We start from the raw sequence: 21,949 nt of genomic DNA, 5'->3' as shown, positions 1-21,949 counted from the left end.
CCCGGTCGGCTCCGACGACTGACCGAGGTATGGGAGCGAGACCGCATTGGAAGTCATCCACGACGACCCGCCCATGCCGCAGGAAATCGCCCGCGGGTTCTACCCGGCGTTCGAGGACGGGTGGCGCAAGGCCGAGGTCGCGGGGCGCCTGGCCATGCTCGCCTTCGTGCTGGTCTGCGCCTTCGGCCTGCTTGGGCACGGGCCGTTCAGCGAGCGAAGCATCACCAACGCCGATGGATCGATCAGCATCCGATACGAGCCGGTGGTGCGCTTCGGCGCCCCCACCATCGTTCGCTTCGACACCCGCGTGCCCCCGGGCGGGGACAAGGTGGCAGTGAACATTGCCAAGGATCTGGTCGACCAGTTCGGCCTCGAGAGCATCACGCCCAGGCCCGCGACTTGGGAAGTCGTCGGCGGCGGCATCCGCCTCGTGTTCCCGGTGCAGGCGGGAGAGAGCCACGCCCTGATCCGCTTCACGGGTTCGCCGGCCTTCCGCGGCAGCGTCGATCTCACCGCCCGCCTCGATGCGGGCGAAACCTTGTCTTGGTCACAGTACGCGGTGCCTTAGCCATGAACACCGTCCTCAAGGCTGCGGCAGCCTACGTCATCGTTCTGTTCGTGATCCGGCTGATTGGGCGGCGCACCGCCAGCCAGCAAGCCCCCATCGACATGGTGGTGCTGTTTCTCTTCGGCGGCATGAGCGTGAGCGCCATCCTGGGCGACGACCACTCCTTTACAGGTGCGATGAGCGCCCTGTTCACCGTCGGACTGATGCACGTCGCCGTGTCGTGGCTGAAGCTGCGCTACGTCTGGTTCGAGCGCATCTGCGACGGCACACCCATCGTCGTCTACCGCGACGGCGACTGGGACGAGATCCACATGCGGCGCTTGCGCATGCAGCAGGCCGACGTGCGCACCGCCGCGCGCCAGCAGGGCCTCGACGACATGGACAAGGTCGCCGTCGCCATCGTTGAGCGCGACGGCAAAGTCTCGCTGATTGAAAAGGCGTGACCCCGGTGGAATCGGTCCCGGTTCACCGATTCGCGAGGCACGTCCCTGCGCCCTAGGGGGGCGGCAACCACTTGGCGTGGGCCGTGTTGTCGACGGCACCCAGCAGTCCGCAGCGCGTCACCCCGTGGCCTTGCGTCGGCGAGCGCATCCGCACCCGACCGCGAGCCGAAGATGACTGATCCGACGACGTTTCCGCTTAAGGTCCACGATAGACGCCGCCTCGACGCACTCCTGGACCACGACATCCTCGACACGCCACCCGAGAAGGGCTTTGACGACATCGTCACGCTGGCCCGGATGACCTGTGACGCCCCGGTCGCCCTAGTCAGTCTCGTTGCCGGAGACCGGCAATGGTTCAAGGCACGCTCCGGTTTCGCCCCCTGCGAGACGACGCTGGACAAGTCCATCTGCGCGCACGTCCTGGGCGCCCCGGACCTGCTGGTGATCCCGGACCTAACGCAGGATCCCCGTACCAGCAGCAACCCCCTCGTCACCGGCGAGCCATACCTGCGTTTCTACGCGGGGGCTCCGCTCGCGGCGACAGGTGGCGAACACCTCGGTAGCTTGTGCGTGATCGACCTCGTCCCCCGACCGATGGGGCTCGACGACCGGCAGGCGGAGGCGCTGCGTGCGCTCGCCGGGCAGGTTATGTCTCAGTTAGAGCTCCGTCGCTCGGGGTTCGAGCGCGAACGCATCCTCGTGGGCCAGGCTGCGCTGATCGCGCAGCAGGACGCGTTGATCGCCGCCCAGGCCGCAGTGACGCGCGCGGCCGGTGACAGGGACGCCATCCTCGACGCCCTCGTCGCGGGAGTCATGGAAACCGTCCCCCAGGCGGAGGGCGGCGTCATCGAACTGCGCGAGGGGGACGAACTGGTCTATCGCTCGGGCCGCGGGGCGCTCGCCGCCCATGTCGGTCGCCGCTTACCCCTCGACGGCAGCCTCTCCGGCCACTGCCTGACCACCGGCAAGCCGGTACTCTGCCCGGACGTACTCACCGACCCGCGGGTCGACCGGGACGCCATTGCCGCCCTGGGGATGCGATCGGCCATCTACGTGCCGATCGCCAGGGGCAGCGCGCACATCGGCGTGCTCAAGCTGCAGTCGAGCCAACCAGACGCGTTCTCGGGTCGGGACCTGCGCAACGCGACGCTGTTCGCCGGGATCATCCCGGCCGGGCTCGCCGAGGCCGGCGAGGCAGAAGCACGGCGCGGCATGCGCCTTGGCGAGGCAACGCTCCGGACCGTCATGGAGACGCTGCCCGTCGGCGTCATCATCGCCGAGGCACCGTCCGGTCGCATTGTCGGCCATAACGTCCGGACCACGGCCATCCTGGGCCATGAGGTGATGCCCGACGCGGTCCAAGGCGACCCCGAGCGCTGGGTCGGCTTCCACGCGGACGGACACCCGGTCAAGGCGGACGAATGGCCCGTCCCCAAGGTCGCGCGCGACGGCGGGCAGCAGGACGCGTTGGAGGTCGAATACCAACGGGGTGACGGCACGCGCGCCTGGGTCGAGTTCCTGGCCGCCCCGTTGCTCGACGTCGACGATCGACGGATCGGAGCCGTAATCGTTGTCACGGACATCGACGGGCGCAAGCGGGGGGAGCTCCAGTTGGCCGCTGCCAAGGATGCAGCGGAGGAAGCCAATCGGGCCAAGAGCGAGTTCCTCGCGAACATGAGCCACGAACTCCGCACCCCGCTCTCGGCGGTCATCGGCTATTCCGAGATGCTGCAGGAAGACATGGAGGATGTCGGCCAAGCCGACCTCCTGCCCGACGTGAGGAAGATCGAGGCGAACGCGCGCCACCTGCTCGGACTGATCAACGACGTCCTGGACCTCTCGAAGATCGAGGCCGAGCGGATGGAAACCTACGTCGAGGCGTTCACCGTCGATGCCGTCGTCCGCGACGTAGCCTCGACGGTTGAATCCCTCGTCGCCGCCAAGGACAATGTCCTGGCCCTGAATCTCGGCCCGGACCTCGGCGAGGCGCGCACAGACGTGACCAAGCTGCGCCAGTGTCTCATCAATCTGCTCAGCAACGCTGCCAAGTTCACGGAAGGCGGGCGGATCACCCTCGAGGCCGAACGGGGCGCCCGTGACGGCGTCGACTGCCTGACCTTCCAGGTGAGCGACACCGGCATCGGCATGAACTCGGAGCAGCAGGCGCGGCTGTTCGAGCGCTTCACCCAGGCCGATGCCTCGACGACCCGGAAGTTCGGCGGCACGGGGCTCGGCCTGTCCATTACCAAGGCGTTCGCTGCCATGCTCGGCGGCGATATCGCGGTGGCGAGCGAGGAGGGCCGCGGCACCACCTTCACCATGTCGGTCCCAGCGTGCATCGCCGGGACCAACGACGAAGCGAAGCCGAACGGGAGCGCGGGCTTTGCGACTTCGGATGAGGCGTCTCGGCAAGGCGTCGTCCTTGTCGTGGACGACGATCCGGCGACGCGCGAACTCCTCACCCGCTTCCTGGAGCGCGACGGGTTCGAGGTCGTGGCCGCCCTTGACGGGCGCGAGGGCCTCGACATGGCGCGGGCGATCCGCCCCCGCGTGATGCTTCTCGATGTCACGATGCCCCAGATGGACGGCTGGTCGGTTCTGCGTGCCCTCAGGGGTGACCCGGATCTCGGCGACACCCCCGTGATCATGGTCACCGTGCTGGACGAGCAGAACTTGGCCTTTTCCCTGGGTGCCACCGACTATCTGCAGAAGCCCATCGACTGGGACGAGCTTCACGCAGTGATGGAGCGCTTCCGCCCCCGGGAAAACGAGGGACCGTTGCTCGTGATTGACGACGATGCCGACACGCGTGTGCGGATGTCCGCGCGGCTCACCCGGGAAGGTTGGCGGGTCGCGACAGCCGAGAACGGCAAGGCCGGGCTCGCGGCGGTGGCGGCCGAGCGCCCCGGTTTGATCTTGCTGGACGTGATGATGCCGGAGATGGACGGGTTCGCGTTCCTCAGGACGCTCCGTGCCAAGCCAGAATGGGGTTCGATCCCCGTCGTCGTGTTGACGGCGAAAGACGTCGACGGCGAGGACCGACGACGGCTCGCGGGACGAGCCGACTGCCTCCTTCGAAAGGGCCAAGTCGGCATCGACGACCTACCCGACTTGCTGCGCCCGTTCGTCTCGCCGAATCGGTAAGCTGCCGATCCCGAGGCACGTGTCCTGTGAAGCCGCTAGCCCTGGGCGTCCTAGTCTGATGGAAGAAAGTCTACCGGCGCGCTCACGCTGCGGGACGGGAAAGGGTCAGGTCGAGATGCGCGCGCTCCGTGTCCCGTCCCACCCGCCGATCCAGACAGGCAGGCGAAAACTCGCCGGTCCAGTCCAGCATGGCACTGACGCCTCGACGAGGCGCAGAACCCCGTCACGCATCCCCGATGGCGCTGTCAGCCACGCGTTACGCCCCGAGTCGATCAGCGCAAAACGGGTGGCCCAAGCCCTGCCGCTGGGTTGCAGCCTCGCATGGCTCAGGACTGCACGTTGGTACCCGTACCGACCCCTAAGGTCTTGAAGACGGTGGATCGTGGCCCGTTCCAGCGATTGATCGATCAGCCGTCGTCGCTCTGCCGTGGCTTCCCTTCGTCATCCACGGCCACGTAGGTGAACAGGCCCTCGGTCACCTTCTTTGCGTCCCCTCCGGTACGATCGCGGACCCAGACTTCGACCTTCACGCCGAACGACGTCCCACTTTCGTCCTGAAGGGTACAGTAGCAACTCACCTCGTCGCCCACCGCGATGGGACGGAGGAAGCGCATCGCGTCGATACTGACGGTTGCAACGCGTCCCTTCGCTCGCTGGGCGGCGAGGGTGCCGCCGGCCAGATCCATCTGGGATACCGTCCAGCCACCGAAGATCGCACCCGCCGCGTTCGTGTCGCGCGGCATGGCGATCGTGCGCAGATGCGGACCGTCCGAGAGCCTTGATGCCATGTCGCTCATGATGAATTTCGTGCTCCGCTTCCCTGGTCGCACCGACCGACCAAACGTATTTCGCTAGTCCGGTTTACCCGGGGTCATTCCGCGGCTTCCCTGCGTCCCTCGTCCACGTCGGCCTCCTCATCGGCGTCGACACCGTCCTCCAACTGCTCCTCATCGTCCGTCGCTTCCTGTGGGGTAATCCCGAACCCGGCGGCGACGTCGGGTGCGAAGCGAAGCAGATCGGGGTTCGGGGCGTTCAGCAGCACGTACTGCGAGGGATGGAACGAGAGCCGGATGTCGTAGGCCCGAGCCTTGGCGCCGAACGCCCGCAACTCGGCATCGCTCTCCGCTACCATGTTGTGGAACTGAGGTATGTCCGGGTGGGTCGCGTAGGGCGCGATGTCCGACGACATGCGGTACATGTCGAGGTTGTTGGATTTGAGGTAGTCCAGGACATGATCGAGCAGTTCGAGCGAGCACTTGAGGTGCGGGTCCTTCTGCCAGCGCCGGGTGTCCTGTGACTTCAGGTCGGGCCGCCCCATCACCTTGACGGGAAAACCCAGCCGAAGGGGACGATCATCGGCGGTCATGCCTGCACCTGTGCCTGGGGAAACCCGAGTTTCCGTATGAAGTCGTTCCAGTCGGCGTTGCGTAGTGCGCCGCTGGTCGCCTGGGCGTGACCGTTGCCGTAGCGCCCGTCGGCGTTCTCCGGGCGATGCTCCGCGAGAAAGGCGATGAGGTCGCGCCCGCTGGCCGACCTAGCGGCGAAATGCACCCAGCCGGGGCGATAGCCCGCGTTGGCGGCGATGACGATCTTGTCCTTGAGGCGCCCACGCCATTGCTGGGCGATCAGGGGGTGGATCTGGCATGGGGAGTCGAGCGCGATCAGCGCAACATCGCCACCGATGGCGGGCGGGACGCGCTTCGCGACGTCCATGGCGGCGCGGACCTCCGCCTTGGCCGCGTGCAAGGCGAGAGCATCGGCATCGTCGCCCTTGGTGATGCGTTTGGGGCCGTCCGATGCCAGCAGAAGGCGTAACGCCGGCCCTGCATCGGCCGTTGCGGTCCGGCGGGGGGCGTTGACGAGCGACGTGGCATCGCGAAGGGCCGTCTTGCCCCAGCGAACCTGGGCCTCGGCGATCTCGGGGAAATCGAGGCCCTCGGCCATGTCGCCGATCAGACCCACCGCCGCCAGCCACAGGAGGTCGGCCTGATCCCCCAGGGCACCGGCGGCCCACCAGGCCAGCAAGGCGGTGGTCGGCTCGGGGTCGAGGCCGTTGCCGCTGATCGTGACGGCGTCCCTCGGTTCGCCGGTTGGCACGTGGTGGTCGATGACGAGCGTCGGGCAACCCGGCAGCACGGGATCGGCTCGGGTGCCGAGATCGGCGACGATCAGGCCGCCGGGCTCGTGCGCGCCGAGCCGGTGGATCACCTCCGGGTCCCACGGCGACTCCCCCTTGCCCACAACCACGGACACCGCTTCCCTTCCCGCCTGCCGAAGGGCGCGGATCAGGATGGCGGCCGCGGTCAGACCGTCCGCATCGAAGTGACTGACGACCAGGATGGGTCGACCTCGCTTGAACATAGCGAGCGCAGCCGTCATTGCGTCTCGCGCGGCCGCCCGTACATCGCCGTCAGGTGACAGGCTTCCGACGATCTGCGCCTCGGCGATCTTGCCCATTCGACACCTTGGTTTGTGTTGGTCGACGGCCCGACTGCAAAGCTCATCGCCGATGCAGGCCGAGCGAACGCCTCCTCGAACTCGGGCAACGCTCGAACCCTCTCATCCGCCGACGAACCGAGGCGGAAAACCTGTGGGCTTCCTCCAGAACAGGGCGGATGCGCGGGAATCGATCCCCAAGACCGAACTCTCATGGGCTGCATTGCGGACCTTGTGCGGCCCGAGCCAGGAAGGGGATCGAGACCACCTGTCCGGCCATCGGCAAACCGTTCAGCGCGGAGATCGTCCGGCACCAGATTCGCAAGACGCTGCCCGACAAGAGGCAGCCAGAGCTATTGGGGTGATAACCGCCGGGAGTGGGCGGACATGACCCCGATGGCTTCATTCGGCCTAGAGAAGCGGCGCTTTTTGGAAGCCGAGGGTCCGATCTTGCAAGGGGGCATCGAAGCGGTCCGATACCCCCTTGATAACCTCCAAGCCTAGGCGGCCCTGGCTGTGACCTTCTGGAACGTGCCGGTCGCGATCTGCTCTTCGAGCTGCGCCTTGAAGTCCGCGATACCGAGCACCTGGACGGGATTGCCCGCGTCGTCGAGGAACTCGTAGAGCGCATCCTCGATGTTGCGGTTACTGAAGAACACGATGGCGTCCTCGTCGCCACCCCCCTCCATGTGCGGGTCACCGTTCGCCACACCCGAGACGTAGCTGCCCGTCGGGCGCGTCTCCTTGTGGGTGCCGTCCTCGCGGTAGAACCTGAGCTCGCCCTGCATCACGAGCGTCACGTAGGGGCTCTTGTGCCGGTGCAGCATCACCTTCTGGTTCGCAGCGAATTTGAACACGACGTCGACAATGCGGTTCTGCTCGTCGACTTTGTAGACGAAGAAGGCGATGTGCGGCAGCCAGTCCAGGGTCCGCCAAGTGATGTTCGTCTGGTCGAACGTATGTTCGGACATCTCGTTTCCTTCCGTTCCCCCATCCCGCTACATCTGGCGGAAGCGCTGTTCTCAGCTGCTTTGGACGGTTCGACGTCAAGGCAACGTCCTTCACGTTGAATCGATACGGGGCTTTTTCGCCGATCCGCGATGTGGCTGTCGTCACCGTGCGATGACGACCGCCCGGCGCATCGGCGACTGGTCAGCCTCTTCCGCTGCGCCGTGGGACTGCCATGACCTCGATGAAGTTGCGGATCTCCGTCTGCCGCTTGTCGTCGTCCGTGACCTGGTCGTCGAGACCGAGGCGCCACGCAAGGTCCCGTCGGGTCGGCTCGCGGTGCAAGGCCTCGACGAGGTCGGCCTGATCCTCGACCTCGCGACGGGACAACGCCAAGCCAGCCTCCACCAGGTCGTCCGCCTGCCGACGCAGCGCCCCGGTCACCTCGTCGAGGCCGATCTCCGGATGGTATTGCACGCCCCAGAACGTTCCGCTTTCGTGCCGTATCTCCGCAGCTTGGACGACAGTGGATCGGTTCACCGCGATCAGGGTCGCCCCGTCCGGCAGGGTCTCCACCTCGTCGGTGTGGATGCTCGGGGCGTCGAACGCAGCGGGCCGCCCCCTCAAGAGCGGATGGGATCGACCCCTTTCGGTCGCGACGATGCGCCTGGCGAAGCCGGCCTCGGGACCGTTGCGGTTCTGTCGGACCGTGCCTCCCGCCGCGACCGTCGCGAGTTGCAGGCCGGCGCACGAACCGAATGACGGCGTGCCAGAGGCGAACAGGGCGCCCATGAAGGCAAGCGAGCGGCGGACCTCTGGGGTCTCCTCGTACAAGGACAGCGGCGATCCACTCAGGAACACAGCGTCGTAGTCGGCCAGAGACGTGCGCGACGGCAGCGCGCCGTCCGCATCGGCAGGCTTGACCCTATCGCAGGTCGACCCCGGCGCCAGACGTTCGAGGATTTCCAGGTAGGTCTCGCCAGACGACCGCCCGACACTCTCACGGCGCTTCTCACGGGCATCCGGGGGCTCGCTCTCCGCGACCAAGAAGCGAAGACCGGATGACGATGGCTGCAAGGTTTCGATGTCCTTTGGGATGATCCACGAGGAGCGAACCGGAGCAGTCGGGCGGAGTTCCCGAGCGGGCGGTCCTGACGCAGGTCCGGGTAGCCACCGCATTGTTCGCCATCCCGTCCCGGTTCGGGGCGGGACCACCTGCGACGAAGCTTGTTCGTGCTGCCCTCGATCATCGGGCGGATGCGCGCCGCAAGGTTGTCCGTCGCCAACGGCTTGGTCAGCATCGCTATCCCGGGCGGAAGCGGGCCGTTACCTAGGTGTTTGGTCCCGGGATTTGGTGGAGCGGGTTTGCCCTGAAGCGACTGGGCTCGACGGACCATGCTTTGCAGATGGCCTCGTAGGGCGTGAGACCCCGCAGGGTCTTCAGGCGCCGGCCAAAGTTGTAGGCGCTGACGAAGTCGGCCAGATGGGCACGGAGTTGCTCGTGGCTATCATAGTGGTAGCGCTTGACCGTCGCGTCCTTGATTGTGCGGTTCATTCGCTCAACCTGCCCATTCGTCCGGGGGTGGCGCGGCTTGGTCAGGCGATGGTCGATATCGTTTCGAGCGCAGGCGGACTCGAAGCTGTGGGCTCGGAAGGTCTCGCCGGCGGCAATCGCCTCCTTGATGATGGAGGCGGCCGAGGCAACGTTGCCGGGTGTCGTGAAGTGGGTGCCGTTGTCGGTGAGCACCGTGTGCACCTTGTAGGGCACCGCCTCGATGAGATGCCGGAGGAAGTCGCCTGCGACCCGGCGGGTCGCCTTCTCGTGCAACTCAACGAAGGCGAACTTGGTCGTACGGTCGATGGCGACGAGTAGGTAGAGCCGCCCTTCGGCCGTGTGGACCTCAGCCAGATCGATGTGGAAGTAGCCGAGCGGGTAGGCCTTGAAGCGCGACCGCTTGGGCTTGTCGCCGTCGACCTCGGGCAATCGGCTGATCCCGTGGCGCTGCAAGCAACGATGCAGCGACGAGCGGGTCAGGTGTGGGATCGTGGCCTGGAGCGCGTAGAGGCAGTCGTCGAGGGGCAGGAGCGTGTGACGACGAAAGGCGACCACCACCGCCTCGTCCTCGGGTGACAGCACCGTCGAGCGAGGATCTTTCGGCCCCGTGCGCTGGTCGGCGACCAAGGTCCGCTTCTTCCACTTGGCAACCGTCTTGGGGTTGATCCCGTAGCGCTTCGAGAGCGCCCTCAGGCTCGCTTGACTATGCTGGATCGCTCGACGGATCGCCTCCGTCGTTGTGGCGCTGCCATGAAGAACCTGGCCCATAGCGCATCCCTCCACTCCGGCGTGAAGAGTGCCCCATCAAACCCTGGGATCAAACACCTAGGATCGCATTCTCCGCGTCGCCGGTGATCGACAACACCTTGCGACCGGTCGCGCGCTTGCCGACCGCAATGCCCGTGTGCCGAAATTTTCCAAAATGTCGGTGATGAGCATGCGGACGGTCGGCTCATCGTCCACCACCGGCACGGTCTTGCCTGACTTGGTGCCGTGCCGTTTGCCGAGCGCCCGATGCCGACGACCGCAGAAGCAGAGAGCCTTGGGACGTCATACGCTCTCGACGACCATCTCGAAGCGCAGACCGTCGGCATCGATGGTGCGTTCGAAGCGGCCTCCGAGACTGCGCTCGATGGTCTGCTTGAGGAGACGCGAGCCGAACCCCGTCCCCTCGGCCTTCGTAGCGCTGGACGGAGCGGCCCCTTCCTCCCATGTCAGCCTGGCCGCGCCGTCCTCCATTCGTCCCCGCAGCGTGAGCTTGCCCCCACCTGACAGGGCGCCGTACTTCGCCGAGTTGGTCGCGAGCTCGTGGAAGATCATCGCGTAGTCGTTGACCTTGCCTGGAGGGGCAACCACCGCGTCCGCGATGTCGACGTCAATGTTGGCGCCGTTGCGGTAGGGCGCCAGGATGCGCTCGGCGAGCGTGCCCATCGGGACGTTCCCGTGATCGCCGTGCTGCGAGCGCGTCGCGAGCGCAGTCGCCTCGTGCAGCACCCCGAAGCGTCGCGACAGATCCTCGGCGAAGAGCGGCATGGACTTGGCGTCCCGGGCGACGATGGAGGTCAGGGCCCGGGCTACCGCGAACATGTTCGACACCCGGTGGGCGAGCTCGGCTGTGAGGAGCCGCTCGGCCTCCTCGGCCCGCTTGGTGTACGTGACGTCGAGGAAGATGGCCTGGATCCACGCGCCGACGCGGCTGGCCTCCCCGCCGACGCCGCGCGCCGAGATCCAGCGGGCCCCTGCACCGTCGCCGATGCGGAAGTCGAAGCTGTAGGCCTGCGGCTCCCGCTCGCTGGCCCACCAGTTCTCCACCATCTCTGCCCGATCCTCTGCGTTCACCCGGGCGAACAACTCGTCGATCGAAACCACGGACTCGGACACGCCCCAGAACTCGCGGCAAAGACCGTCGAGCCGGGCCACGCGCTGGGTCGGCGACCAGGCCCACATGGCGACGCCGCCACGGTGGATCGCGGCAGTGAAGTTGGCGAGGGTCCACCCGTCGCCAGTTGGTTCGAAGCCCTCGGCCATGCTCATCCCGGATTGCGTGCCATTGGGGACGCGCTCGCTCCACGGTCCCGGGACATAACCCGCCAAGGTCGACTCGGCTCCGGTCGCGCTTCAATCGCTGTCTTCAGGTCGGCGTCGCGCGACGCTTCGGCCTGAGGATGCCTCATCGCAACACAAGAGCGTTAACTCTGATTTGGGATATTGACATAGGATTAGAACATCCAACCGCTGGACCAGTTTTCGCACGCAAGCGGCCACAGTTTCTCGATCAGTTCCAGGTTAAGCGATCGGGCTGAATGCTATATGCCAGTGCATTCATGTTCGTGCGTTCCACTTCACGATCCTGCGATCGTGAAACTGTGGTGCCGTCGGTATCCAGGGCCCGACACAGATCGAGACCCCGCAGGCCCAACTATAGTACGCTCGATATCGCATAAAAACTTACCAAGTACCGAAGCATCAAACGACAGTCGCCCGGCCCTTTACTTTGGAAACCCGTTCCCGTGAAAGCCCGGCGGGATGCGGTGCCCAAGGTGGACCGCGGCGACACGCTCGGACGAGATTTCTGTTTTGGCGGACTCTCTATCAGAGACGGCTATTCACCAACTCAGGTAGACATTCCCGCGATCGGCGGTCCACCTTGCCAAGGCGCGCCCGGAATCAATGGTCTTCTTGGTATCTCCGACCGGATTCTGCGACGTGCCGCCCGTCGTGTCGTACCCGGCGCCGTTGTTCTTGTTCGGTGTGAAGGTCTGCGAGGATTTGAAGTTCAACCCTTCGACATCGGAAGCCTTCTGGATCTTGATGGTCCCCGTGCAGATAGCGTTATCGAGAGCTTGGCCAACCTCGGGTGGCCATCCCGCAGCATCCATCGAGAGACTCGATAGGCCGAGATCCCGAATGAACGAAGCGTCGGACTTCGTCGCGTCGCCCTAGGGAGCTCCGGCCTGCCACTTCCCATTGGGTTTCATATCCTTGCCGCCAGGCGGCATCAGGCTGGCGAAGAAGCCTATTGGTGTGAGGGCCGAGTCATTTCTCTGTGTCAAATTCGAATACTGATCGGTATTGTTCTTGTTGGTCGCCGAGATGGCTGTTTTAAGATTTTCGGCAGCGTTAGATGCGGGTGTGCTTTGACTTAACAGGGTTTTGGCAAGTTCGGATATCTCCACGAACGCGGCTGGAGCAAGTCCCTTCTTAGAGTCGGTCATCTTGAAGGCGGTGTTCGGCGACGTCGCATTATTCGACGCTGCCTTCGATATCAGCGTCTCGGCCGTCTGACTTTGCAGTAAATATCGTAAGGTTGTAATCATGGTCTCCTCGTTTATTTCATAGGAGAAAAATATCCATTTTTTAAGTATAGATCACCCGCGACCGATGATGGTCTGCGGCAGGAGCTGGCCTGCCACCAGTATTAAGGCGTTGGCGAACAGATCGAGTCGCATCGCTGCTCCAGCAATCCGAGGGCTCCGGTCGTTATTGTCGCGAGGGCAGGCCAATCATCGCTGCGCACTCCTAAAAGCAGCCGGTCGAGGTCGGCTACTGATAGAGCGAGCGCGGCTCGAGGAGTTTGAAACAGCTTCCGGGGGAGCGCCCCGAGGCCTCTGCATTCTACCATTTCAGGTAGACATCGCCCTGATCCGCGGTCCATATCGCCATGGCGCGATCGGAGTCGACCGCCTTCTTCATGTCGCCGATAGAGTTCTGCGATGTGTCGCCAGCACTATTGCTTCTTCCACGATATAACAGTGCCGTCAGCCATCGGGAAATATCCTTTCTCAGGGTCCTTAAAGATCGCCGAGTGCGTGTTATAGCTTCTCGTAAGACCAGGAGCGCTGCCGCCTTCGCCGCCTTGGAAAGTAGCCTTGTTGTGGTAATTCAGGTCTGGTATTTCCTTGGCGTCGATGAATTCGATCTCCCTGTCTTTTATTGCCTGGGTCATCTCTCGGTATTCAGCGCTGCTGCCTTCAAAGTCGCCCGCGATAAAATCTGCGCCCTCATTTTTGTACCAATAGTCAATCTCTTTCTGTGTTCTTGGAAGCAAAGAAATGTCTTTGACTGTGACGTTATAGCTGGAGATTGACCCGTCCTTACTGGTATTTTGCTTCATAATATATTTATCAACTTGTTCAAGCATCTTCATGCCAAGCGGATATGTCGCGCTGGATGATTGATCTTTGTCGGCGTCTGGAGATATTTTGTGGTCTGCGCTGTTGACCTGATCCTTCAGCACGCCAATGACAGATCGCAATTTCTCGAGAGCTGTCATGCTGCTCTGGTTTTGCTCCAAAATAGTTTTGGCTCGATCTGAAATATCTACCTGTGTGGCGGGTCCGATCGCGGAGGAGGTTGGCTTTTGAAGTGCGCCGCCAGTGTTTTTCGGCGCGGTTGCGGCTGCACCCTGTGCTTGGCTCGCTGCGGAAGACGTGTTCGTTCCCAGAAGATTGTTCAAAGTGCTGATCACGGACTTCCCCCTCGTCTGACCATTGGCCCGCCGGCATCTTGCGCGTATGTCACATCGTCGCGCCGGCTCTGCCGGCATGATGAGCTTGCCGGAATGCCTTTTTTGGACGCGCAAAGATCGGCGGCGTGAAAGCGGCGCCGATCCTCAATACTGATCTGATATGAATACTCAAAGAGTGAACCGGAATGTTCCCGAGCCAGCACCTGTCGTTGAATTGTCGGTGTAAGGACACTGCGGGCTGCCGTTGGATCCCTTGTAGGCGTTTGCCGATGCGTACGCGCCGACCGAACTGACCTGTACTTGGAACTGGCAGCCGTAGATGCCGTTCAGATAGCGGAGATTGCAGTAATCCGTCGTTCCCGATGTGGTCGCGCTCACCGTGACCGTACTGCCGTTCGAGATCGAGAAGGGCGCCGACACGTAGGTGCCCGACGTGCAGGACGACGTGTCGAGGGTGATCGTCGACCCGAAGTTGTCGGTGATCCTCCATTGGAGCGTGGCTGCCTATGCCGCGCTCGCCCCAGCGAGCCTGGACGGCAGGGCCCCGGCGGTAACGGTCGCGCGAGCGAGCTGTGAGATCCGCATTGTTCAGTCCTCTCGCTTTTGTGGTCGCTTCCTCTGAGCGCAATATCAAATGCCGAGAACGATCAGCCGCCTGCAACTGATAAGATGAGAGATTGACGGACATAACCTTTTGTGTCTGCGCGCAATTTCAAATCAGATGAGTGGCGAAGAAAATTAATTTAAATTTATAGGAGACGTAATCACGGAACGCGTATGAGAGGTCTGCAAGCTACTTATGCGACACTCGTTTCAGGTGAGGACTAGGCCAAATATTGTTTGTCAATCTGATGAAATAATAGATTGAGAGTTTGCGGCTGAAGGATAAGGCACGCGCGCTCCGACTCCTGCCTACATGGACAGGTCCGGATGCGCTGCGGCCCATGCTGAGCATCGAGAACGTCACGAAGACCTATCGCGGTCGTGCGTGCTCGCTGCCCGTGCTCACCCGGGTGAACCAGGAAGTTCGGCGCGGGGAGCTCTGCGCCCTCACGGGCGCTTCGGGCTCCCGCAAGACGACGCTGATGAACCTGATCGGCCTGCTCGACCAGCCCGATGAAGGCACCATCCGCCTCGACGGGACCGATACGGCGGCGTTGCGGGACGACGCGACCGCAGCGCTTCGCAACCGCCTGTTCGGCTTCGTCTTCCAGGCCTTCCACCTGCTGCCGCGCCTCTCCGCCCGCGACAACGTCGCCTTGCCCCTCCTCTACCGCGGGATGGGCAAGGTGGAGCGGCGCGCCTTGGCCGCCACGGCCCTGGAGCGGGTCGGCCTCGCCGCGCGTGCCGGCCATCATCCCGAGGAGATGTCGGGCGGGCAGCGCCAGCGGGTCGCCGTCGCCCGGGCCATCGTCGGGAACCCACCGCTCCTGCTCGCGGACGAGCCGACCGGCAACCTCGACAGCCAGGCGGCCGACGACATCATGGCCCTGTTCCTCACCCTGAACGGCGAACACGGCGTGACCGTCGTAATCGTCACCCACGATCCTACGATCGCCGCGCGCTGCCCGCGCCGCATCGTCATGCGCGCCGGCCGCGTCCGCGACGACAACAGGGGCGCGCTGCGCGACGCCGTGTGCCTGCTGTGAGCGGGTCGCGGGGCCTCGCTCCGTTCCGCGAGGTCGTCCTCGACGGTGTGAGCAACCTCCAGGCCCTGAAGGGCCGCACCCTGCTCGCCCTCACCGGCATCGCGATTGGCACCGCCGCGGTGATCGCCATGCTCCTCGTCGGTCACAACGCTCCCGCCGAGGCCCTGCGCCAGTTCGAGGTGATGGGCGTCGACCTCGTCGCGATCACGCCCCGCGGCGAGGGGACCACCCCCACGATCCTGCCGCTGGAGACGGTCCGGGCCCTGCCGTCGCAGGGCCTCGGCATCGCGCAAGCGGTGCCCTTCATCGCCACCGGCACGATGATCCGGGCGGGCGGCGCCACGATCCAGGCGAACCTCGTCGCGGTTACAGATGGCCTTTACGCCCTCGCCAAGGTGGCCGTCGCCCAAGGGCGCCGCACCTCCGAACTCGACGGCTTCGCCCCTTTCGTCGTCCTCGGCGCCGATCTCACCCGGGATATGGCCGCCGCGGCCGGCCGTCCGGTCCGGATCGGCGATCCCGTCCGGATGGACGACCAGGTGCTGACGGTCGTCGGCGTGCTCGGCCCCGCCTTTCCCGTCCCCCTGCTCAGCCTCGATCTCAACCGCTCCGCCGTGATCCCGTTCGGGACCGCGCGGCGCCTGGTGCCCGACCCGCAGATCACCACCGTGGCCGCACGTCTCGCGCCCGGAGCCGATGACCGGGCGATCGCCGCGCGGGTCGCCGACTACTTCCACGCCCGGCTGCGTCCCGGCGATGTTCAGGTCCAGACCGCCCGCCAGCTCATCGACGGGCTCGAGCAGCAGATGCGCGTCTACGGCCTGCTGCTGCTCGCCATCGGGGCCGTCTCGCTCGTCGTCGGGGGCGTCGGCGTCATGAACGTCATGCTGATGAGCGTCATGGAGCGGCGCCGCGAGATCGGTCTGCGGCTCGCCATCGGCGCCCGGCGGCGGGACATCCGCACCATGTTCCTAACTGAGGCCCTGATCCTGGCCGCCCTCGGCTCACTCCTCGGCACCGGCCTCGGCACGCTGGCCGGCTGGCTCTTCGCCGAGGCCTCGGGCTGGTCCTTCCTGGCTGCGCCCCTCGCTCTGCCGCTCGGGGGCGGCATGGCGCTTGCCGTCGGGCTGTTCTTCGGCAGCTATCCGGCCGCCCGAGCCGCCCGGCTCGATCCCATCGCCGCCCTGCGCGCGGAGTAGGTCGCATGTGCCGCCCTGCCCGGATCACGGGTCTGATCCTAGTCGCGGCCCTCGCCGTCGTGCCGCGCGGCGCTCATGCCGATCCCGTCCGTCCGGCCGCGACGCCGAAGCACGTGACCAAGCCCGTGCCGCCGGTTCCGTCCTCCCGGCGCTCGGAGCCCGAGAAGGCCGCCAAGACTGGGGGGCCGACCCGTGATGGCGAGATCCCCTTCGGCGTGGCCGACACCGTGTTCCTGGCCCTGCGCAACAACCGCACCATCCGCAGCGCACAGATCGACCGGATCGCGCAGAAGTTCGACCTGCATGTCGTCGAGGACCGCTTCACCCCGCAGTTCGGCGTCTCCGGCGGTGCCGTGCGCCAGCGGATCGCCGGCATCACCACCACGAGCGTGAACGTGACGCCGGGGGTGACGACCCTGCTGCCCACCGGAGCCACCGTGGGCTTCTCCTGGGCCGACCAGACCACCGACACCCTCGGCATTCTGGCCCGCCGCTCCGCCGGCCTGCTCTTGGTTTCCCAGCCCCTCCTGCGCGGCGCCGGCACAGAGGTCACCCTGGCCCCCGTGCGCTCGGCCCGGCTCGGCGAGCGGATCAACCGGCTCCGGCTCATCGCCACGGTATCCGAGACGATCGGGGGCGTGATCTTGGCCGATCGCGATCTGCTGCGCGCCCAGGAAGAGGTCAGGATCGCCAAGGCCTCGGTCGACCGTGCCGAGAACCTGATCGAGATCAACCGCGCCCTGATCAGGGCCGGCCGCATGGCCGCGGTCGACATCGTCCAGATTGAGGCCGACCTCGCCAACCGCGCGAGAGCACCACGCCGTCGCGGGTGATGACGGCCCTGCCCGACCTGATGCGGATCGCCCTCGCCCAGCGCCCGGATTACCTCAGCTAGCTCGACGTCATCGAGCAGAACAAGCTCGGGATCGTCGTCGCACAGAACGAGCGCCTCTGGGACCTCTCGGTGTTCGGCACCGGCTCGCTCGGGCGCAGCAGCATCAGCGGCGTACTCGGCAGTTCCGCCGGAATCTCCGATTTCACGGTCGGGCTCGCCTTCAATGCGCCGCTCAACGACCTGCGCCGCGAGCAGCCCTACGTCCAGGCCACCACCAATCTCCAGAACGCAGAGCTGCAGCGCGAAACCATCCGTCAGGGCGTCGAGCTCCAGATCCGCAACTCCGCGACCGACATCGACATTCGCTGGCGTCAGCTCGAAGACGCTCGACGGGCGCGCAAGTTGGCCATCAAGGCGGTCGAGATCGAGAAGTAGAAGCTCAAGGTCGGGCGCTCCGCCAACTTCCAGGTCCGCGCCCTGGTGAACGATCTGCGCGCGTCCGAGAGCCAGCAACTCGGGGCGCTGATCGGCTACCTCAACGCCCTGACGCTGCTGGACGTGCGACTGGCAGCGACGCTCGACACATCGCACCTCGCCCTGCAAGACTCGTGGACGCGGCGAATCCGGTGTCCGACATTGCTTTCCATGTGACACCCCCGGCCGACGCCGCACCGCGCGCCGGCAAATCGCCGCGCAAACCCCGCGGGCTACTGTTGCTGGCGTGGGGGCCATGATCGCACTCGCCGGCTTCGGCTGGTTCTGGACCCCGCCAGCTCCACCGCCCCTAGACCGGACCGGTCTGGCAGCCGCTGCGCCGCAACGGCTGAATTCCAGTGCCCTTGCACCGGCCGGGCAGCAGGCCATCGCGGTCGCGCCGGTCGCGATGGCCACCACGTTGACGCTGATCGGCACCGTCGGGCCGGGCGAGATCGTCGCGGCCCTCGCCCCCTTCGGTGGTGTGACTCGGGAACGGCGGGTCCAGCGCGGCGCACGCGTCGGTGCCGGCGAGGTTCTCGTGATCGATGGACACGGGCGACATCGAGAGCCGCCTGCGCGAGGCTCAGGCCGCATTCCTGAAGCGTTCGATGGCGATCAACCTTCTCGACCGCTGTAGCACGAGTCCCGACGTCACGCGGGCGCGCCGAACTCAGGAGACGGCCGAAGCAAGCCTCGCCGTCATCGTGCGTCAGGTCACGGAGACGAAGAATCTGCTCGACCGCGGGATCGTCTCCCGCAACGAGTACGATGGCCTCGTGCAGCAGCGGGACTCGCAGCGCAATACCGCGACCGGCGCCGGCTCGACCTTCAGACCACGCTGGAACGCGGCAGCGCCGGCAACCGCCGCCTCGCCGACCTCGAACTGCAGAACGCCACGTCCCGCCTCGCCGACCTCCAGGCTCAGGCCGATGGCGCCATCGTGCGCGCACCCGTCGAGGGGATCGTCACCCGCCCTTCCCTTCCGGCGCAAGGGACCCAATCGCCTCCTGCGATCGATGCCGGTCCGCGATTGACCCGGGGCCAGGCGATCTACTCCGTCGCCGACACCGCCACCTTGGTCGTGACCGGCAAGGCCGATGAGATCGGCATCAATCGTCTCCGGATCGGGCAGCCCGTTCCGATCGGCGGTGATGCCTTTCCCGGTGACCCCATTCCTGGGCAGATCGTCGCCATCAGCGTTGAAGCTGACACAGGCCAGAGTTCCGAGCGCGCCGGCCTTCGAGATCCGGGCGGCTTTCCCGGGAAATACCGGGGCTGCACGGGATCGCATTCGCATCGGCATGTCCGCCCGGATGCAGATCGGGCTCGCGAGCAATCCGGAGGCGATCGTGGTTCCGATCGACGCCGTGCGCGATCCCATGACGAACCCGACCGCGCAAGTCCGCGATGGCCGCAGCGGCGCCGTGCGGTCGCGCAGCGTCACGCTCGGTGCCACGCACGCGCAGGGGGTCGAGATCCTCTCGGGCTTGGCCACGGGCGATCTCGTCGTTCTACCTTAGCCTCGAGGCGGCCCGGACGCTGTCCCTCATCCGAGACATTTTCCTACACACCCTGCAGTCTGAATGGTACATACTCCTATCGAAAGAGTTGTATTTGCAAGTATCAGGTCTACGCCAGGGGGTGGGCGTGCCGCTGAACGGAAAATTTGAAGAGTTTTTAAGGCAAATACAAACTGCCAAATCCGTGATTGATCTAAAAGCAATCATGAGAAAGATGACGGCTGAATCGGGATTGGCGAATATCGCCTATCATGCCTTGAAGATACCCATCCGGCATGACCCTGAGCCTATTTTAATCCTGACTTACGAAGACGACTGGGTGCGCCGGTACGTCGAGAGAGACTACTTCGCTTTAGATCCGACCGTCAGAGCGGGCAGCAAGGAATTCCTGCCTTTGGACTGGTTGGATGTGGATCGATCCTCCGTCGAGGTCCAACGGTTCTTTCGGGAGGCGGATGCGTATGGGGTCGGCCGTCAGGGCGTAACCCTGCCGGTGCGGGGCCCGGCCGGAGAGCGTGCCCTGTTCACGGTGACGTCGAACCTCGCCGATGCGGACTGGAAATCGCGACGCCTCCTGTACATGCGGGATTTTCAGTTGCTCGGGCACTTCATTCACGATCGCGCCGTGGACCTGTCGGGATACCGGATCGAGGGTCCGGCCCTCTCGGGGCGCGAGGCGCAATGCCTCGAACGCACCGCCTCAGGTCGGCACGTCAAGCAGATCGCCTCGGAACTCGCTCTGTCGATCAGCGCCGTGCAACTCTACCTACGCAGTGCGCGACACAAGCTCGGCTGTGCCAGCGTCGCGGAAGCCGTCGTCAAGGCGACACGCAGGGAGCTGCTTTGAGGGTTCGGGCAAGCGATCATCGGGCACATGGTCGAGGTCGCCGCAACCGTCCGTATCCGGTCTGACATTCAGATCCGTCAATTTAATTAAATCGTAAATTGATCGAGTGCGAGTGTTTTCTGATACATCGCATTGCCAACAGATCTGCGGTATTCATGATCGATGGTTTGACTTTTTCGACCGTGGTTGTCGAATGGAGGATCTCGATGCGATGTTCCTTGCGCGCGCTCCAGTCTTCTACGACCGGCTTTGGGCTGACCCTATAAAGTGGTCCTCCCTCAGGCATGGCTTCGCGCCATGTGGAGGAAGTTGTGATGCATCGGAAGACGCATCCCGCTGAAGGGATTGTTGACAAGCTGCGCTCGGTTGATGGTTTGGTCTCTCTGGATGCGAGGTTCGCTGAAGCAATCCGCTCCATCGCGGTGACGGAGATCACGTCTTGTTGTTGGCGTTGCGAGTATGGCGGCCTGAAGAGTGATCAGATCAAGCAGCTGAGGCCTCTGGAGACCGAGAACGAGCGCCTCCGCCGGACGATCTCCGACCTGACACTGGAGAAACTAATCTTGAAGGAGGCGGCCTCGGGAAACTTCTGAGCCCGACTCGCTGCCGCGCGTGTGTCGATGACGTCGTGGCCGAGCATGGCATATCGGAGCGGTTCGCTGGCGCGTCCTGGGCCAGAACCCCTCGACCCAGCGCGCCTGCGCCGTGCTGGTCGAGGTCGAGGCCGCCCTGACCGCGGCCGTCATCGCCCTGGCTCTGCAGTAGGGGCACGACGGCGCGTGCGTGCGCCCGCGACCGGAGTGGCCCGACCACGTCGGGTCCGACGATGTCGTCGAGGATCGCACGCACAACGGGCGCAAGCCTCAAGGGCGAGGTGTTCGACACCCTTAAGGAGGCCAGCGTCGTGATCGAGCAAGGGCGAAGGCACTTGAACACCGTCCGCCCGCACACAGCGGTCGGCGCCCAGCCGCCTGCACTGGGGACGTGATCTGGCCAACCGAACCGAGCCGCGCAACGCCGCTCGTACGCCCGGCCATCGTCACGCGACAGACGATGCACTAACGTCGAACCCGGGCCGCCAAATGGGGGCAGGCCGTACGAGGATCATCCATGTTTTCTTCGCCGCCCAGCGCCGTGGTGATCGGCGCCTCCGGTGGCATCGGTCGAGCCCTCGTTGCCGATCTCGTGGCGCGGGGGACCTACGGATCGGTCTTCGCCCTCTCGCGATCGGGGGGTGTCGCGGCCGCGCCCGCGCAGTCGGGACGGATTGAGCTGACCGATGAGGATTCCATCCGCGCGGCCGCGGAGCACGTCGGGCGTCACGGTCCGGTGGGCCTCGTCCTGGTCGCCACGGGGATTCTTCATGGGCCGGGCGTCTCCCCCGAGAAGGCGATCCGGACCCTCGATCCGGCGGCGATGGGCGCGGTGTTCGCGGTGAACACGATCGGTCCCGCGCTGGCGGCCAAGCACTTCCTGCCGCTGATGCCGCGCGCCGGGCGCAGCGTCTTCGCCGCCCTGTCGGCGCGGGTCGGCTCGATCGAGGACAACCGGCTGGGCGGCTGGTACGCCTACCGCGCGTCGAAGGCGGCCCTGAACCAGATCCTGCGTACCCTCGCGATCGAGGCGCGACGCACCCACCCGGGCGTGATCATCGTGGGGCTCCACCCCGGCACGGTGACGACGGCCCTGTCTGAACCCTTTCGCCCCGACCCGAACGCCCTCGGTCTGTTCACGCCTGAGACGAGCGCTGCGCACCTGCTGCGGGTGCTCGACGGCCTCGGTCCCGAGGATACGGGCCGTGTCTTCGCCTGGGATGGAACGCGGATTCCGGCCTGACCTGCGCGCGACCACGCAATCTCG

At 65.1% G+C, this 21,949-nt stretch carries 22 protein-coding genes and 1 pseudogene; 11 read left to right on the top strand and 12 right to left on the bottom strand.

The annotated features are described in order from the left end of the window. The first annotated feature begins 73 nt into the window (after positions 1-73). The 3 genes from ASF58_RS26520 (at position 74) to ASF58_RS24960 (ending at position 4,155) form a co-directional block, all read left to right on the top strand. Positions 74-568: a hypothetical protein gene (locus tag ASF58_RS26520; RefSeq protein ID WP_162242045.1), complete on the top strand. Its 495-nt coding sequence runs from the start codon at positions 74-76 to the stop codon at positions 566-568. 2 nt (positions 569-570) lie between these two features. Further along, a complete protein-coding gene (locus ASF58_RS26515) occupies positions 571-1,011 on the top strand; it encodes a YetF domain-containing protein (RefSeq protein WP_055952372.1) in 441 nt (146 codons plus the stop codon). Between the two features lie 171 nt (positions 1,012-1,182). Continuing rightward, positions 1,183-4,155 carry a response regulator gene (locus tag ASF58_RS24960; protein ID WP_082513025.1) on the top strand — a complete coding sequence of 991 codons (2,973 nt, stop codon included), beginning with the start codon at positions 1,183-1,185 and terminating at the stop codon, positions 4,153-4,155. Between the two features lie 407 nt (positions 4,156-4,562). Here ASF58_RS24960 and ASF58_RS12460 read toward each other — a convergent pair whose 3' ends face one another. The 10 genes from ASF58_RS12460 to ASF58_RS25810 all read right to left on the bottom strand — a co-directional run bounded on the left by ASF58_RS12460 (position 4,563) and on the right by ASF58_RS25810 (position 13,562). Then, the gene (locus tag ASF58_RS12460; protein WP_156375651.1) at positions 4,563-4,952 is read right to left on the bottom strand and encodes an acyl-CoA thioesterase; all 390 of its coding nucleotides are present in this window, start codon (positions 4,950-4,952) and stop codon (positions 4,563-4,565) included. A 74-nt stretch (positions 4,953-5,026) separates the two neighbouring features. After that, positions 5,027-5,521: a hypothetical protein gene (locus ASF58_RS12455; protein WP_082513024.1), complete on the bottom strand. Its 495-nt coding sequence runs from the start codon at positions 5,519-5,521 to the stop codon at positions 5,027-5,029. Further along, positions 5,518-6,612, bottom strand: coding sequence for a phosphoesterase (locus tag ASF58_RS12450; protein ID WP_244477305.1), 1,095 nt, complete (start codon positions 6,610-6,612; stop codon positions 5,518-5,520). The genes ASF58_RS12455 and ASF58_RS12450 overlap by 4 nt, the downstream gene beginning before the upstream one ends. A 479-nt stretch (positions 6,613-7,091) precedes the next feature. After that, positions 7,092-7,562 (bottom strand): hypothetical protein, encoded by a 471-nt coding sequence (locus ASF58_RS12445; RefSeq protein WP_055952368.1) that lies wholly within the window; start codon positions 7,560-7,562, stop codon positions 7,092-7,094. Between the two features lie 181 nt (positions 7,563-7,743). Then, positions 7,744-8,586, bottom strand: coding sequence for a type 1 glutamine amidotransferase (locus ASF58_RS12440; RefSeq protein WP_244477304.1), 843 nt, complete (start codon positions 8,584-8,586; stop codon positions 7,744-7,746). Between the two features lie 283 nt (positions 8,587-8,869). Further along, on the bottom strand, positions 8,870-9,862 hold the full coding sequence (locus ASF58_RS12435; protein WP_055952361.1) for an IS481 family transposase: 993 nt from the start codon (positions 9,860-9,862) through the stop codon (positions 8,870-8,872). A 282-nt stretch (positions 9,863-10,144) separates the two neighbouring features. After that, entirely contained in the window at positions 10,145-11,122 is a 978-nt protein-coding gene (locus tag ASF58_RS12430) for a sensor histidine kinase (RefSeq protein ID WP_055953694.1), read from the bottom strand. 578 nt (positions 11,123-11,700) lie between these two features. Continuing rightward, positions 11,701-11,973 carry a hypothetical protein gene (locus ASF58_RS25820; RefSeq protein ID WP_156375650.1) on the bottom strand — a complete coding sequence of 91 codons (273 nt, stop codon included), beginning with the start codon at positions 11,971-11,973 and terminating at the stop codon, positions 11,701-11,703. 60 nt (positions 11,974-12,033) lie between these two features. Next, the gene (locus ASF58_RS25815) at positions 12,034-12,411 is read right to left on the bottom strand and encodes a hypothetical protein (RefSeq protein WP_156375649.1); all 378 of its coding nucleotides are present in this window, start codon (positions 12,409-12,411) and stop codon (positions 12,034-12,036) included. A 410-nt stretch (positions 12,412-12,821) separates the two neighbouring features. Further along, entirely contained in the window at positions 12,822-13,562 is a 741-nt protein-coding gene (locus ASF58_RS25810; RefSeq protein ID WP_156375648.1) for a hypothetical protein, read from the bottom strand. 944 nt (positions 13,563-14,506) lie between these two features. On the opposite strand from ASF58_RS25810, the gene ASF58_RS12420 reads away from it, so the two are divergent. The 5 genes from ASF58_RS12420 (at position 14,507) to ASF58_RS25805 (ending at position 17,896) form a co-directional block, all read left to right on the top strand. Next, the gene (locus ASF58_RS12420; RefSeq protein ID WP_055952355.1) at positions 14,507-15,211 is read left to right on the top strand and encodes an ABC transporter ATP-binding protein; all 705 of its coding nucleotides are present in this window, start codon (positions 14,507-14,509) and stop codon (positions 15,209-15,211) included. After that, the gene (locus ASF58_RS12415; protein ID WP_082513022.1) at positions 15,199-16,410 is read left to right on the top strand and encodes an ABC transporter permease; all 1,212 of its coding nucleotides are present in this window, start codon (positions 15,199-15,201) and stop codon (positions 16,408-16,410) included. The genes ASF58_RS12420 and ASF58_RS12415 overlap by 13 nt, the downstream gene beginning before the upstream one ends. Positions 16,411-16,415: 5 nt before the next feature. Further along, complete coding sequence (locus ASF58_RS12410) at positions 16,416-17,243, top strand: TolC family protein (protein ID WP_055952349.1); 828 nt, start codon at positions 16,416-16,418, stop codon at positions 17,241-17,243. 71 nt (positions 17,244-17,314) lie between these two features. Further along, positions 17,315-17,680, top strand: coding sequence for a TolC family protein (locus tag ASF58_RS12405; RefSeq protein ID WP_082513021.1), 366 nt, complete (start codon positions 17,315-17,317; stop codon positions 17,678-17,680). Between the two features lie 45 nt (positions 17,681-17,725). Continuing rightward, complete coding sequence (locus tag ASF58_RS25805) at positions 17,726-17,896, top strand: hypothetical protein (RefSeq protein WP_156375647.1); 171 nt, start codon at positions 17,726-17,728, stop codon at positions 17,894-17,896. 133 nt (positions 17,897-18,029) lie between these two features. On the opposite strand, the gene ASF58_RS26860 is transcribed toward ASF58_RS25805, so the two are convergent. Both ASF58_RS26860 and ASF58_RS27105 read right to left on the bottom strand, forming a co-directional pair. Beyond that, entirely contained in the window at positions 18,030-18,275 is a 246-nt protein-coding gene (locus ASF58_RS26860) for a hypothetical protein (RefSeq protein ID WP_210166876.1), read from the bottom strand. A gap of 156 nt (positions 18,276-18,431) precedes the next feature. Continuing rightward, the gene (locus ASF58_RS27105; protein WP_244477303.1) at positions 18,432-19,217 is read right to left on the bottom strand and encodes a hypothetical protein; all 786 of its coding nucleotides are present in this window, start codon (positions 19,215-19,217) and stop codon (positions 18,432-18,434) included. A 146-nt stretch (positions 19,218-19,363) separates the two neighbouring features. On the opposite strand from ASF58_RS27105, the gene ASF58_RS12385 reads away from it, so the two are divergent. From ASF58_RS12385 to ASF58_RS12375, 3 genes and pseudogenes are all read left to right on the top strand, one after another. Then, positions 19,364-20,089: a LuxR family transcriptional regulator gene (locus tag ASF58_RS12385; RefSeq protein ID WP_244477302.1), complete on the top strand. Its 726-nt coding sequence runs from the start codon at positions 19,364-19,366 to the stop codon at positions 20,087-20,089. Positions 20,090-20,403: 314 nt separating this feature from the next. Further along, a pseudogene (locus ASF58_RS24950) lies at positions 20,404-21,151 on the top strand (hypothetical protein). Between the two features lie 48 nt (positions 21,152-21,199). Next, the gene (locus ASF58_RS12375) at positions 21,200-21,925 is read left to right on the top strand and encodes an SDR family NAD(P)-dependent oxidoreductase (RefSeq protein ID WP_055952330.1); all 726 of its coding nucleotides are present in this window, start codon (positions 21,200-21,202) and stop codon (positions 21,923-21,925) included. Positions 21,926-21,949 lie beyond the last annotated feature (24 nt).

The sequence above is a fragment of the Methylobacterium sp. Leaf125 genome (genome assembly GCF_001423085.1).
In the GTDB taxonomy this organism is placed as follows: Bacteria; Pseudomonadota; Alphaproteobacteria; order Rhizobiales; family Beijerinckiaceae; genus Methylobacterium.
This window is presented reverse-complemented; position numbering and strand designations above follow the sequence as displayed.

Bases quoted from the DNA above. Each gene is read 5' to 3' on its own strand.
- ASF58_RS26520 (WP_162242045.1), top strand. From the start codon at position 74: ATGCCGCAGGAAATCGCCCGCGGGTTCTACCCGGCGTTCGAGGACGGG.
- ASF58_RS12375 (WP_055952330.1), top strand. From the start codon at position 21,200: ATGTTTTCTTCGCCGCCCAGCGCCGTGGTGATCGGCGCCTCCGGTGGC.
- ASF58_RS12460 (WP_156375651.1), bottom strand. From the start codon at position 4,952: ATGAGCGACATGGCATCAAGGCTCTCGGACGGTCCGCATCTGCGCACG.
- ASF58_RS12420 (WP_055952355.1), top strand. From the start codon at position 14,507: ATGCTGAGCATCGAGAACGTCACGAAGACCTATCGCGGTCGTGCGTGC.
- ASF58_RS12445 (WP_055952368.1), bottom strand. From the start codon at position 7,562: ATGTCCGAACATACGTTCGACCAGACGAACATCACTTGGCGGACCCTG.
- ASF58_RS12430 (WP_055953694.1), bottom strand. From the start codon at position 11,122: ATGGCCGAGGGCTTCGAACCAACTGGCGACGGGTGGACCCTCGCCAAC.
- ASF58_RS25815 (WP_156375649.1), bottom strand. From the start codon at position 12,411: ATGATTACAACCTTACGATATTTACTGCAAAGTCAGACGGCCGAGACG.
- ASF58_RS12410 (WP_055952349.1), top strand. From the start codon at position 16,416: ATGTGCCGCCCTGCCCGGATCACGGGTCTGATCCTAGTCGCGGCCCTC.
- ASF58_RS24960 (WP_082513025.1), top strand. From the start codon at position 1,183: ATGACTGATCCGACGACGTTTCCGCTTAAGGTCCACGATAGACGCCGC.
- ASF58_RS12455 (WP_082513024.1), bottom strand. From the start codon at position 5,521: ATGACCGCCGATGATCGTCCCCTTCGGCTGGGTTTTCCCGTCAAGGTG.
- ASF58_RS12435 (WP_055952361.1), bottom strand. From the start codon at position 9,862: ATGGGCCAGGTTCTTCATGGCAGCGCCACAACGACGGAGGCGATCCGT.
- ASF58_RS26515 (WP_055952372.1), top strand. From the start codon at position 571: ATGAACACCGTCCTCAAGGCTGCGGCAGCCTACGTCATCGTTCTGTTC.
- ASF58_RS25820 (WP_156375650.1), bottom strand. From the start codon at position 11,973: ATGGATGCTGCGGGATGGCCACCCGAGGTTGGCCAAGCTCTCGATAAC.
- ASF58_RS12450 (WP_244477305.1), bottom strand. From the start codon at position 6,612: ATGGGCAAGATCGCCGAGGCGCAGATCGTCGGAAGCCTGTCACCTGAC.